Source organism: uncultured Flavobacterium sp. (assembly GCF_937967675.1).
In the GTDB taxonomy this organism is placed as follows: domain Bacteria; phylum Bacteroidota; class Bacteroidia; order Flavobacteriales; family Flavobacteriaceae; genus Flavobacterium.
Window position 1 is genome coordinate 1 of the sequence record NZ_CALBSN010000148.1, and the last position, 12,548, is coordinate 12,548.

Below are 12,548 nucleotides of genomic sequence, written 5' to 3' on the forward strand. Positions count from 1 at the left end.
ATGAGAATATGTTTTTAACACATGAAATGGTTAATAACTTGTTAATACAAAATTTAGGAGGTACTTCATCAATACAAAAAGATAAAGTAGATTTGAATACTTTAGAAACTGTTCTCGATGATCACGAGATGATTGAAAAAGCACAAATTTTTTCAACAGCAGACGGATTTCTAAATATGCGTATTACTCAAAAGACCCCTATCGTAAGAGTTATTACTGATGTTGATAGTTACTATCTTGATTCAAAAGGAGATAAAATATCATTATCGGAAAATTTTTCGGCACGTGTTCCGCTGGTTGTCGGCGCAATAAGTGAAGAAAATTGTAAGTCATATTTGAAGTTGTTTAACGAAATCAAAAATGATGATTTCTTAAGCAAAAACATTACGGCGGCTAAGATTATGCCTTCTGGAAATGTGGTATTAACCAACAGAAGTTATGATTATAAGATAGTATTTGGAAAACCAAAAAATGAGGAAAGAAAGCTAAAGAATTACAAAGCTTTTTACCATCAAGCTATTAAAGATACATTGATAAAAAATTATAAAGAAGTAAACTTGATGTTTATTCAACAAGTGGTTTGTAAGAAATAAATGAAGTTATGAACAAAGACAACATTGCAGTAGGATTAGACATTGGTACAACTAAGATTGTAGCAATGATAGGAAAGAAGAATGAATACGGTAAGCTTGAGATTCTCGGAGTAGGAAAATCAAAAAGTTTAGGTGTTCATAGAGGTGTTGTAAATAATATTACACAAACCATTCAATCAATTCAGCAAGCGGTTACCGATGCTGAAAACGATTCAGGTTATAAAATTAATGATGTTGTGGTGGGTATTGCAGGACAACACATCCGTAGTATTCAACATAGTGATTACATCAGTCGCCCAAATGCAGAAGAAGTAATTGGTGATGCTGATATTGATACGCTTATTGGGCAAGTGCACAAATTAGCGATGTTGCCAGGTGAAGAAATTATTCACGTGTTGCCACAAGAATTTAAAATCGACGGTCAAGCCGAAATTAAAGAGCCTATCGGAATGTACGGTGGAAGATTAGAATCTAGTTTTCACGTAGTGGTTGGGCAAGCGGCATCGATTCGCAATTTAGGAAGATGTATCAAAAGTGCCGGATTAGAATTGTCTGGATTAACATTAGAACCATTAGCTTCGGCTGATGCAGTATTGAGTCAGGAAGAAAAAGAAGCAGGAGTTGCTTTAATTGATATAGGTGGTGGAACAACCGATTTAGCCATTTTTAAAGATGGAATCATTCGTCATACAGCTGTTATTCCTTTCGGAGGAAACGTTATTACGGAAGATATTAAAGAAGGATGTTCAATCATCGAAAAACAAGCGGAGTTATTGAAAACTCGTTTTGGTTCTGCTTGGCCAGGAGAAAATAAAGATAACGAAATTGTTTCTATTCCAGGTTTAAGAGGTAGAGAACCAAAAGAAATTTCGTTAAAAAACTTGTCAAAAATTATTCACGCTAGAGTTGTGGAAATTATTGAACAAGTATATGCTGAAATTAAATTGTACGGACACGAAGATCCTAAGAAAAAACTAATTGCAGGTATTGTATTAACAGGAGGTGGAGCGCAATTGCAACACATTAAACAGCTAGTAGAATACATTACTGGAATGGATACTAGAATTGGTTATCCAAACGAGCATTTAGCTGGAGATTCAGACGAAGAATTGTCAAGTCCATTATATGCTACAGCGGTTGGTTTAGTAATGAATAGTATTAGAAATAATACCAAAAGTGCTACTCCGTTTGTAGAAATGAAAAAAGAAGAACCAGTGGTGGTTCGCCCTCAAGTAGTGGTGGAAGAGCCAATTGCTGATGAAGAAAAAGAGGAGCCAAAAGCAACTCAACCTATCAAACACGAAACAACTGATGACAAAATCAAGCGTTCGTTTTTTGATAAATACATTGATAAGATTAAAGAATTTTTAGATAACGCAGAATAAAAGGAGATACTATGTCAGAATTTGGAAACATTTCATTCGATTTACCAAAAAACCAATCTAACGTAATCAAAGTGATTGGCGTTGGTGGTGGAGGTAGCAATGCCATTAACCACATGTTTAAACAAGGTATTAAAGGTGTTGATTTTGTAGTTTGTAATACTGATTCTCAGGCATTACAAAATAGTCCTGTGCCAAATAAAATTCAGTTAGGTGTTAGCTTAACAGAAGGTTTAGGAGCCGGTGCTAATCCTGAAGTAGGTCAACAGTCTGCTATTGAAAGTATTGCCGAAATTGAAAAAATGTTGGACAGCAACACCAAAATGGTTTTCATCACCGCAGGAATGGGTGGAGGAACTGGAACGGGTGCGGCTCCTGTAATTGCGCAATTGGCAAAAGAGCGCGACATTTTAACAGTAGGTATTGTTACAATTCCTTTCCAATTTGAAGGAAAAGTTCGCTCTGAGCAAGCGTTAGCTGGAGTAGAACGTTTACGTAAACAAGTAGATTCTTTAGTTGTTATCAATAATAATAAATTACGTGAAGTGTATGGAAACTTAGGTTTCAAAGCAGGTTTCTCTAAAGCGGATGAAGTATTAGCAACTGCATCAAGAGGAATTGCTGAAGTAATTACACACCACTATACACAAAATATCGACCTTAAAGATGCTAAGACAGTATTGTCAAATAGTGGTACTGCTATCATGGGTTCTGCAACTGCGTCAGGACCTGAAAGAGCAAAACAGGCGATTATGAGTGCTTTAGATTCTCCATTATTGAACGATAACAAAATTACAGGTGCTAAAAATGTATTGTTGTTAATCGTTTCTGGAACAGATGAAGCGAATGAAATTACAATCGATGAAATCGGAGAAATCAATGATTTCATTCAGTCTGAAGCGGGTTACAATGCAAACATCATTATGGGTGTTGGTGAAGAAGAAGCTTTAGGTGAAGCTATTTCGGTAACAGTTATCGCTACAGGTTTTAACATTGAGCAACAAGCTGAAATCGTAAATACAGAACCAAAGAAAATTATTCATTCATTAGAAGACGAGCAAAAAATTGTTCACGAATTAATGAATAAAGCTGCTTCAAACATTACGGTTAATAATCCAATTTTCGAAACTCCAAAAGTAGAAGAAATAAAAGCCGATATCATCAATCCTATTTGTGACGAAGTGGTAGAACAAAAAATCGTTTTCACTTTAGAAGAAGAAGTAGAGGATCCAAAGTTTGAAATTCATACTCCAGTTGCTCCAGCTATGGATTTAGTTCCAACTTCTGAGTTGATTAAAAATATCGATGTTACATTTGAAGTAATAACATCAAATGTAGCACCTACATTCGAAATCATAACACCACAAATCAGAGAAATCGAAGTAAAAGATCCTGAATTTGTAGTAGCTAAAGAAGAAGAAATCAGTTTTTCATTCGATTTATTTGCTACTAAAGAGGAAACTGTGGTTCAAGAAAATACAATAATTTTCGAATTAACTCCAGAAACACGCCAAATGGAAGTTAAAGATCCTATCAACGTGGTTCCGGTTACTGAGGTAAATCAAAACGGAATTATCAAATATTCATTAGAAGATTACTTAGAAAAAGAAGAAGAATTAGTAGCTTCAAAACCAGTTGCAGTAGTTAACGAGCCAGTGGATGAGGAGTTAAACTTCACTATGAAAACAAGCGTTCAAAAGTTTGAAGATGCAGCTCAATTAGATAACGTATCTCCATTAGAGATGTCAATCGAAGAAACATTAAAATTCAGAGCCGAAGAACGTAAAAGAAAAATGAAAGAATTCAATCATAAATTCAACAACAATGCCCAAATTGATGAATTTGAAAGAATTCCAGCATACAAAAGAATGGGGTTAGATGTGGCATCACAACCTAACAACAACAGCAATCAGTCTAGAATGTCACTAGGAATCGATAGTAACGATGATATTCAACTTCGTTCAAACAATTCGTTCCTTCACGATAATGTAGATTAATCTATTACAAACTAACCTACCCATTAAAACCCGAAGAGCAATTTTCGGGTTTTTTTATTACTTTTGCAATACATTAAAAAACAAAAATTCACAAATAATAAACATAAATATATGAGTTTAGAAGCAAAAATCATGGATCACATGAAAGAAGCCATGAAAGCAAAAGATAGTGTAGCTTTAGAAGCGCTAAGAGCTATTAAATCGGCAATTATTTTAGCTAAAACAGAAGCTGGAGCAGGAGATGGTTTGTCAGAAGATCAGGAAATCAAAATGTTACAACGATTAGTTAAAATGCGTAAGGATAGTGCTGAAATCTTCACCACGCAAAACCGTCCTGATTTAGCAGAACCAGAATTAGCGCAAATTGCTGTAATTGAGAAGTTTTTACCAGCTCAGTTATCAGAAGCTGAAGTAGAAGCAATAATTGCTAAAATCATTGCAGAAACTGGTGCTTCAGGGATTGCTTCAATGGGTAAAGTCATGGGATTAGCAACAGCTCAAATTGGAGGACAAGCAGAAGGAAAATTAATTTCTGGAATTGTAAAGAAATTATTGGTTTAAATAAGAAGAAAGAACAAAGATAAAAGAGCAAAGATTGAGGTCTTTATTTTTTCTTCATTGCTCTATTCTCTTAAAAAAGGCTTCGTAGTTCAACTGGATAGAATATCAGATTTCGGCTCTGAGGGTTGCAGGTTCGAATCCTGCCGAGGTCACAAATAAACGTCAAGATTTCTTGACGTTTATTTTTTTTTAACACATTATTTTTACGTTATTTGTAAGATAGTCTCAAACAAATGAATCCTCCACCTGTAGAACACGAATTATTTTTAGCTGATTACATTGGAATGTTTATAGTGGTAGCGCCTTTTGCCACAATATTTTTTGTTTTTGCATTTTATGTTACAGAGATTGTGTATTTGCGAAATTACAAAAAGCCATTAGTTGTATTTGCTAATTTGAATTTTTTAAAGTTAAGCGATTCTAGAAAGCATATTTTAACTTCTAATTTTCATTTTTATAATAGATTAAAGCCCAAATACAAGCGTTATTTTGAACACCGAGTAGCAAAGTTAATTTTTCATTACAATTTTGAAGGTAGAGATATTGAAGTTACTGAAGAAATGAAAGTAACTATTTCTGCAACTTATGTGATGTTAACATTTGGAATGCGCGAATATTTGAATCCGCTTTTTAAAAGAATCGTTATTTATCCTGATATCTATTATTCGTCTCAAAATGATAATTACCATAAAGGAGAATTTAATCCGAGAATGGAATCTGTAGTTTTTTCATGGAAACATTTCAAAGAAGGTATTGATATTACAAACGATAATTTAAATTTGGGTTTGCATGAATTTACACATGCGTTTCATATTTATGCATTAAAAAGTGATAAAGCTACCTTTGTATTATTTAACGAATCACTTCAAAATTTATTCCAAGTGGTTTCAAAACCAGAACTCAAACAACACTTAGTTGAATCAGGATTTTTAAGGGATTATGCCTATGAAAATCAGTTTGAATTTGTAGCAGTTTTATTGGAGTATTTTTTCGAATCTCCCGATGAGTTTAAGTTTAAATTTCCTTCTATCTTTTTGAAAGTGAAACAGATGATTAATTTTAATGAAGCTTATTTTATTACTGATTAGATAAAAATGTCTGATATAAATCATGTTTTAGTCTTTCAATATTGAGTAACTTTATGTCAATAAATACTCAAGGTCATGAAACAAAAGGTTCCTGTGTCAACTATTATGACAAAAAATGTAGTAAAATTAAATCTGTCAGATGATTTAACTAAAGCTGAAATGCTATTTAAAAAGCATCATATACGACACATTCCTGTTGTTTTTAGTAACAAAATTGTAGGAATGTTGAGTTATACTGATTTGTTGCGGATATCCTTTGCAGATGCTATTGATGATGATGAAGATGTAGTAGATACAACGGTTTATAATATGTTTACAGTGGAACAAGTAATGGCAAAAAAACTTGTTTCTATTACACCTGATACCACAATAAAAGAAGCAGCTGAAATTTTAGCCAGAAAAGAGTTTCATGCACTTCCAGTTTGTGAAGGCGAATTATTAGTGGGTATAATTACGACAACTGATTTAATAAAATACTTAATCGATCAATATTAAATGAAAAAGCCTAACATTTTAAAGTGTTAGGCTTTTTTTAATTACTTCGAAATCTGCTTCAAATCTGCAATAGTTGCAATAGGATCTTGTGCACCGAAAACATAGCTTCCTGCAACTAATACATCAGCACCGGCATCAGCTAATTGTTTTGCGTTTTTATTGGTAACACCGCCATCAATTTCAATTATAGTTGCGGCATTTTTTCTATTGATTAATGTTTTCAGTTTTTCAACTTTTGAATACGTATTTTCAATGAATGATTGCCCTCCAAACCCTGGATTTACACTCATGATACAAACCAAATCAATATCTTGAATCACATCTTCTAATAAATCTACATTTGTATGCGGATTCAAGGCAACTCCAGCTTTCATGCCTTCTGCTTTGATAGCTTGAAGTGTTCTGTGTAAATGAGTACATGCTTCATAATGAACAGTTAAAACATTAGCTCCTAATTTTTTAAAAGTTGCAATGTATCTATCAGGATCAACAATCATTAAGTGTACATCGATGGTTTTTTTAGCATGCTTATTGATGGCATCAAGAACAGGCATTCCAAAAGAAATATTCGGAACAAAAACGCCATCCATAATGTCAATGTGAAACCAGTCGGCCTCACTTGTATTAATCATTTCGATGTCGCGTTGTAAATTAGCAAAATCTGCTGCTAGAACGGATGGTGCAATAAGTGTGTTTTTCATAAACTTGTAAAGTGTGTTGTTGAGTGCAAAGATAGTTTTTAGTTTAAAAGTTTAAAAGTTTTGCAGATTAAAAGATTTAACTCAATTAAGGTTGTGGCTAAAAAACAAAACTCCGGTAATCAGCCGGAGTTTCAATCATCAATCAAAAAACGAACAGTCTTAGACTGTTGTTATCTTTATAGTATAACACTGTCCCGAATTTTCGGAATGTCGAAGTGTTATCCTAAATATGTTTTTAATATTTTGCTTCTAGAAGTATGTTTTAATCTTCTGATGGCTTTTTCTTTAATCTGACGCACACGCTCACGAGTTAAATCGAAAGTTTCTCCAATTTCTTCTAAAGTCATTGGGTGTTGATCACCTAAACCAAAATACAAACGAACCACATCAGCTTCTCTTGGAGTTAAGGTTTCTAATGCTCTTTCAATCTCCGTTTGTAACGATTCGTGAATTAATTCTCTATCTGGATTTGGAGATTCACCTGAACGTAAAACGTCGTATAAGTTAGAATCTTCACCTTCTACTAAAGGAGCATCCATTGATAAGTGACGCCCCGAGTTTTTCATGGACTCTTTTACGTCATTTACCGTCATGTCTAATTCTTTTGCAATTTCTTCTGCCGAAGGAGCACGTTCATTAGATTGCTCTAACAAGGCATACATTTTGTTAATTTTATTGATAGAACCAATTTTATTCAACGGTAAACGTACAATTCGTGACTGTTCCGCTAAAGCTTGAAGAATCGATTGACGAATCCACCAAACAGCATATGAAATGAATTTGAAACCACGCGTTTCATCAAAACGTTGTGCGGCTTTAATTAATCCTAAATTTCCTTCGTTAATTAAATCAGGTAGGGTAAGTCCTTGATTTTGATATTGTTTTGCTACAGATACAACGAAACGTAAATTTGCTTTTGTTAATTTCTCTAAAGCGCGTTGATCTCCGGCTTTAATTCTTTGTGCTAATTCTACTTCTTCGTCTGCAGTAATAAGGTCAACTTTTCCAATTTCTTGTAGGTACTTGTCTAAGGAAGCAGTTTCACGATTGGTAACCTGCTTGGTAATTTTAAGTTGTCTCATCTAAATTTCTCCTTACTTTTTTAAAAGTTCTAGTTGTTATACGTAAGAGGTTTCAAAAAAGTTACAAAAAAAATAAAATAAAATTAAAAAGCCCCGATTTTAAATTGAAATCGGGGCTTTTTATGAATTAATGTAAAATAAATTAACCTTGAGGTTTATCTTTTTTCTCGATAGGTTTCTCTTCTCTTGGAGGTCTTGGTAAAAGTGCTTTTCTTGACACTTTTTCTTTTCGTGTTTTAGGATCAATACCTAAGTATTTTACCATGAACACATCTCCCATATTTACTACGTCTGTAACGTTTTCAGTTCTTTCCCAAGCCAATTCTGATACGTGTAATAAAACTTCGTTTCCAGGTGCTTTAGTATATTCTACAACAGCTCCAAAATCTAACATTTTAATTACTTTAACTTCGTATGCTTCACCTATTTCTGGTTTGAAAATAATAGAATCAATTTTTGCTAATACCGCATCGATTCCTTCTTGGTTAGTTCCTAAGATTTCAACCACTCCTTGTTCGTCAACTTCGTTAATTACGATAGTAGTTCCAGTAGCTTTTTGTAATTCTTGAATTACTTTTCCACCAGGACCAATTAATGCTCCAATGAAGTTTCCAGGAATTGTTCTAGTAATGATTTTAGGAGCTTTTGGTTTAACTGTTGGACGAGGTTGTGCAATAGTTTCAGTGATTTTTCCTAAAATATGCATTCTACCTTCTCTAGCTTGACCTAAAGCTTGCTCCATAATATCGTAACGTAAACCATCAATTTTGATATCCATCTGACAAGCAGTAATACCATCTGCAGTTCCTGTTACTTTGAAGTCCATATCTCCTAAGTGATCTTCATCTCCTAAAATGTCAGACAATACAGCAAATTTTTCACCGTCAGTAATTAATCCCATTGCAATACCAGAAACTGGTTTCACCATCTGAACTCCTGAATCCATTAATGCCATTGTTCCAGCACAAACAGTAGCCATAGAAGAAGAACCATTAGATTCTAATACTTCAGAAACTACACGAATTGTATAAGGACAATCAGCAGGAATCATATTTTTTAATGCTCTTTGAGCTAAGTTTCCGTGACCTACTTCTCTTCTTGAAGTTCCTCTTAAAGGTTTTGCTTCACCAGTTGAGAAAGGAGGGAAGTTGTAATGTAAATAGAATTTCTCTTCCCCTTGTTCTGATGGAGAATCAATTACATTTGCCTCTCTTGAAGTTCCTAAAGTTACCGTAGCTAATGCTTGAGTTTCCCCACGTGTGAATAAAGAAGAACCGTGTACAGAAGGTAAGTAATCAACTTCACACCAAATTGGTCTGATTTCAGTTGTTTTTCTTCCGTCTAAACGTAAACCTTTTTCTAAGATTACATTACGAACTGCTTCTTTATTTGTTTTGTAGAAATATTTTCCTACTAAATCTCCATTTTCAGCTAATTCTTCTTCTGTAAATAAAGCTTTAACTTCTTCTTTAACAACAGCAAATTTTTCTCCTCTTTCGCTTTTACCAGAAGCTTCTTGAGCAATTGCATAACATTTGTCATAAGCAGCTGCTTTTACTTTAGCATAAATAGCTTCGTCTTCTTTTTCACCTTCATATTCTCTGTAAGCAGGAGAACCTATAGCGGCTCTTAAACGCTCTTGTGCTTGAATTTGAATTTTGATAGCTTCGTGAGCAAATTTGATAGCTTCTACCATTTCTGCTTCTGAAATTTCTTTCATTTCTCCTTCTACCATAGCAACAGAATCCATAGAAGCTCCAATCATCATGTCGATGTCAGATTGCTCTAATTCTTCTCTGCTTGGGTTGATAACGAATTTTCCGTCGATACGTGCAACACGAACCTCGGAAATTAAGTTATAAAAAGGAATGTCTGAAACTGCTAATGCTGCAGAAGCTGCTAATCCTGCTAATGCATCTGGCATCACATTTTCGTCGTGACTCATTAATTGAATCATAACTTGTGTTTCAGCATGGTAATCGTCTGGGAAAAGTGGACGCAATACACGGTCTACTAATCTCATTGTTAATACTTCGCTGTCGCTTGGACGCGCTTCTCTTTTGAAGAAACCACCAGGGAAACGACCTGCTGCTGCAAATTTTTCACGATAATCAACCGTTAAAGGTAAAAAATCAACACCAGGATTTGATGTTCTTGCAGAAACTGCTGTTGCTAATAACATGGCATCGCCCATACGAACAACAACAGATCCATCTGCTTGTTTGGCCAATTTTCCAGTTTCGATTGTGATGCTTCTTCCGTCACCTAAATCGATAACTTCTTGGAATACTTTTGGAATCATAAATTTTTAATTCTTAATTAAACAATGGGTAGTTGTGTTGTTGTTGTGTGTAGTTGTTTGTAACCCAATGAAAAACCAAACTTTTTCTGTCAATATAAATAAAACAAAAAGGGGCACGAAGCCCCTTTAGTTGATTATTTTCTAATATTCAATTCTTTAATAATTTCACGATATCTGTTGATATCTTTCTTTTTCAAGTAGTCAAGAAGACTTCTTCTTTTACCTACTAAAAGTACTAACGAACGCTCAGTGTTAAAATCATGACGATTTTTTTTCAAGTGCTCAGTTAAGTGAGAAATTCTAAATGTAAATAATGCGATTTGCCCTTCAGCAGATCCAGTGTTTTCAGCTTTTCCTCCGTGTTTAGCGAAGATTTCAGCTTTAGTTTCTTTTGTCAAGTACATGCCAATATTATTTTAAATGATTTTTATGTATGAATTGTATGATTGCAATTCGGGTGCAAAGATAGAAATAATTGTGAATTATGAATTATAAATCAGGAATTATTTTTTCCAAATTCAAAACTTAAGCAATTTAATCAATCGATTTGAAAGCTTTTTTTAATAAAAGTGGAGTAGCTAAAGTAGTAATAAGCCCCATAATTACTAACATCGAGAAAATTTCGGTATTGATAATTCCTGCTTTGTAGGCAATATTTGCAATTACTAATTCCATAATCCCTCTGGCATTTAATCCAAAACCTAACGCAAGTGAAATTTTATGATCTAATCGCGCAAAACGACCACCAACATATCCGCCTATTATTTTTGAAAGAAATGAAACGGCAATGATGGCAAATAACAACGGATAATTTTGAATGGATGAAAATTGAAACTCTAATCCAATTCCAGCAAAGAAGATAGGAGCTAAGAACCCCATTGCCATACTATTTGTAGTGTTGTGAAACGTGTTTAAATGTTTTTCACCAACTAATTCTTTTGAAATTAGCATCGAAGCAAAAAAGGCTCCAATGATAAAATGTAGTCCAATACTCTCTGTTATTGTTGCGAAAATTAATATGAATACAAAGAAAACAGCAAAAAGTGACTCTTTGCCTTTTAATAAAGAAAGAATTTTATTTAGTTTATTTTCAATAAAATTTTCTTCTCTTGATAAATTTCTAATTACTCGATAAGTTGCAATTACTAAGATTAAGAAACAACTTAATTTTAATAGTGTTAATAAAGTTGCATGTGTTATATTAGAAAACGATTGCTCAACATCTTTAATGTCTAATAATATCCCTAAAATAGTTAACGCAATTACATCATCAAAAATAGCTACTGAAATGATTTTTTGTCCTACTGGAGAATTTAGTTTGCCTAAATCCATCAAAATTCGAATACTAACTGGTAAAGCGGTAATGGCAACACATAATCCTATGAATATCGTTGACATTACATCTAATTCAAAATATCTTCCCACAAAGAAACCTGAAATTATAGGAACAAAAAAGGCTAAAATTGAGATGATAATATTTCGCCCTTTCATCGATTTTACGATTTCATCCAAATTAATTTCCAATCCTGCAATAATTACCAATAAGAAAACTCCTAACTCAGAAATTACTTTTAATTCTTCGGTACGATGAATGAAATTTAAAATCGTAGGTCCTAATAATACACCAGCTAAAATTTCTCCAATCATAGCCGGTTGTTTAAAACGCTCCATAATTTCGCCAAAAAATCGTGCTAAAACTAATAATAGCAATAAATTAGCAAAGAAAGGAAGTTCTAAACTTGGGACGTTAAATTCCATAATTAGTCAGTGTCGTGTTGATTATAATCGCGACAAATGTATAAAAAAGAGTTAAAGAATATATGTTGCTTAAAATAATTTTGAAACCTGCTCGTTAACAAATTCTAAAAAACGTTCGTCTGCTTCTGTAAATGGGTCTAATACGTGTGAATCGATATCAATCTGTCCAATATTAACTCCGTTTATAAATAATGGAATTACGATTTCTGATTTAACAGTAAAACTGCATGCAATATAATTATCTTGAGCTTTCACATCTGGAACTACAAAATTAGCATTCGATTCCGCTACTTGACCGCAAATTCCTTTTCCAAACGGAATTACAGTATGATCGGTTTCAGCTCCGACATATGGGCCTAAATGTAAAGTTTTAGCTTCGTGATTAGCAAAATAAAATCCAACCCAATCATAATAGCTTACGTTATCACTTAATACTTGGCAAATTTCTTGTAGCTTTTCATCGCGATTAGCATTTTCCTTTTCAATAATGCTCGAAATAATCGGTTTTAATTCTTCAAACGTCATAGTTGTATTTTTTTTGCAAAAGTATTTATTCCTTAGTATAAAAAAATCTATATTTTTGTTAAAA

Annotated in this window: 12 protein-coding genes and 1 tRNA gene; 7 read left to right on the forward strand and 6 right to left on the reverse strand. The window is 33.5% G+C overall.

What is annotated here, in order from left to right; translation table 11 throughout:
• From Q0075_RS09740 to Q0075_RS09770, 7 genes are all read left to right on the forward strand, one after another.
• Window positions 1-593: cell division protein FtsQ (locus Q0075_RS09740; RefSeq protein ID WP_297869337.1), on the forward strand; the 593-nt coding region annotated here is incomplete at its 5' end.
• Window positions 594-601: 8 nt separating this feature from the next.
• Window positions 602-1,978, forward strand: coding sequence for a cell division protein FtsA (ftsA, locus tag Q0075_RS09745; RefSeq protein WP_291109150.1), 1,377 nt, complete (start codon window positions 602-604; stop codon window positions 1,976-1,978).
• An 11-nt stretch (window positions 1,979-1,989) separates the two neighbouring features.
• Window positions 1,990-3,972 (forward strand): cell division protein FtsZ, encoded by a 1,983-nt coding sequence (gene ftsZ / locus Q0075_RS09750; RefSeq protein ID WP_297869338.1) that lies wholly within the window; start codon window positions 1,990-1,992, stop codon window positions 3,970-3,972.
• Window positions 3,973-4,083: 111 nt separating this feature from the next.
• Window positions 4,084-4,533, forward strand: a complete 450-nt coding sequence (locus Q0075_RS09755; protein WP_291109154.1) for a GatB/YqeY domain-containing protein — start codon at window positions 4,084-4,086, stop codon at window positions 4,531-4,533.
• Between the two features lie 78 nt (window positions 4,534-4,611).
• Window positions 4,612-4,685: transfer RNA gene (locus Q0075_RS09760), tRNA-Arg, on the forward strand.
• Between the two features lie 81 nt (window positions 4,686-4,766).
• Window positions 4,767-5,621, forward strand: coding sequence for a zinc-dependent peptidase (locus Q0075_RS09765; RefSeq protein ID WP_297869339.1), 855 nt, complete (start codon window positions 4,767-4,769; stop codon window positions 5,619-5,621).
• 75 nt (window positions 5,622-5,696) lie between these two features.
• Complete coding sequence (locus tag Q0075_RS09770) at window positions 5,697-6,116, forward strand: CBS domain-containing protein (RefSeq protein WP_297869340.1); 420 nt, start codon at window positions 5,697-5,699, stop codon at window positions 6,114-6,116.
• Window positions 6,117-6,157: 41 nt separating this feature from the next.
• Here the strand turns inward: Q0075_RS09770 and rpe are convergent, their stop codons facing one another.
• The 6 genes from rpe to Q0075_RS09800 form a co-directional block, all read right to left on the reverse strand.
• The gene (rpe, locus tag Q0075_RS09775) at window positions 6,158-6,817 is read right to left on the reverse strand and encodes a ribulose-phosphate 3-epimerase (protein WP_297869341.1); all 660 of its coding nucleotides are present in this window, start codon (window positions 6,815-6,817) and stop codon (window positions 6,158-6,160) included.
• Between the two features lie 218 nt (window positions 6,818-7,035).
• A complete protein-coding gene (locus tag Q0075_RS09780) occupies window positions 7,036-7,899 on the reverse strand; it encodes a sigma-70 family RNA polymerase sigma factor (protein ID WP_014389330.1) in 864 nt (287 codons plus the stop codon).
• A 142-nt stretch (window positions 7,900-8,041) separates the two neighbouring features.
• The gene (locus Q0075_RS09785; protein ID WP_297869342.1) at window positions 8,042-10,201 is read right to left on the reverse strand and encodes a polyribonucleotide nucleotidyltransferase; all 2,160 of its coding nucleotides are present in this window, start codon (window positions 10,199-10,201) and stop codon (window positions 8,042-8,044) included.
• Between the two features lie 134 nt (window positions 10,202-10,335).
• Window positions 10,336-10,605, reverse strand: coding sequence for a 30S ribosomal protein S15 (gene rpsO / locus Q0075_RS09790; RefSeq protein ID WP_166236503.1), 270 nt, complete (start codon window positions 10,603-10,605; stop codon window positions 10,336-10,338).
• Between the two features lie 130 nt (window positions 10,606-10,735).
• Complete coding sequence (locus Q0075_RS09795) at window positions 10,736-11,959, reverse strand: cation:proton antiporter (protein ID WP_297869343.1); 1,224 nt, start codon at window positions 11,957-11,959, stop codon at window positions 10,736-10,738.
• Between the two features lie 69 nt (window positions 11,960-12,028).
• Complete coding sequence (locus Q0075_RS09800; RefSeq protein WP_297869344.1) at window positions 12,029-12,484, reverse strand: GAF domain-containing protein; 456 nt, start codon at window positions 12,482-12,484, stop codon at window positions 12,029-12,031.
• Window positions 12,485-12,548: the final 64 nt, after the last annotated feature.

Excerpts from the sequence above, each read along its gene's own strand:
- ftsA (WP_291109150.1), top strand. The coding sequence starts at position 602 with ATGAACAAAGACAACATTGCAGTAGGATTAGACATTGGTACAACTAAG.
- ftsZ (WP_297869338.1), top strand. The coding sequence starts at position 1,990 with ATGTCAGAATTTGGAAACATTTCATTCGATTTACCAAAAAACCAATCT.
- Q0075_RS09755 (WP_291109154.1), top strand. The coding sequence starts at position 4,084 with ATGAGTTTAGAAGCAAAAATCATGGATCACATGAAAGAAGCCATGAAA.
- Q0075_RS09765 (WP_297869339.1), top strand. The coding sequence starts at position 4,767 with ATGAATCCTCCACCTGTAGAACACGAATTATTTTTAGCTGATTACATT.
- Q0075_RS09770 (WP_297869340.1), top strand. The coding sequence starts at position 5,697 with ATGAAACAAAAGGTTCCTGTGTCAACTATTATGACAAAAAATGTAGTA.
- rpe (WP_297869341.1), bottom strand. The coding sequence starts at position 6,817 with ATGAAAAACACACTTATTGCACCATCCGTTCTAGCAGCAGATTTTGCT.
- Q0075_RS09780 (WP_014389330.1), bottom strand. The coding sequence starts at position 7,899 with ATGAGACAACTTAAAATTACCAAGCAGGTTACCAATCGTGAAACTGCT.
- Q0075_RS09785 (WP_297869342.1), bottom strand. The coding sequence starts at position 10,201 with ATGATTCCAAAAGTATTCCAAGAAGTTATCGATTTAGGTGACGGAAGA.
- rpsO (WP_166236503.1), bottom strand. The coding sequence starts at position 10,605 with ATGTACTTGACAAAAGAAACTAAAGCTGAAATCTTCGCTAAACACGGA.
- Q0075_RS09795 (WP_297869343.1), bottom strand. The coding sequence starts at position 11,959 with ATGGAATTTAACGTCCCAAGTTTAGAACTTCCTTTCTTTGCTAATTTA.
- Q0075_RS09800 (WP_297869344.1), bottom strand. The coding sequence starts at position 12,484 with ATGACGTTTGAAGAATTAAAACCGATTATTTCGAGCATTATTGAAAAG.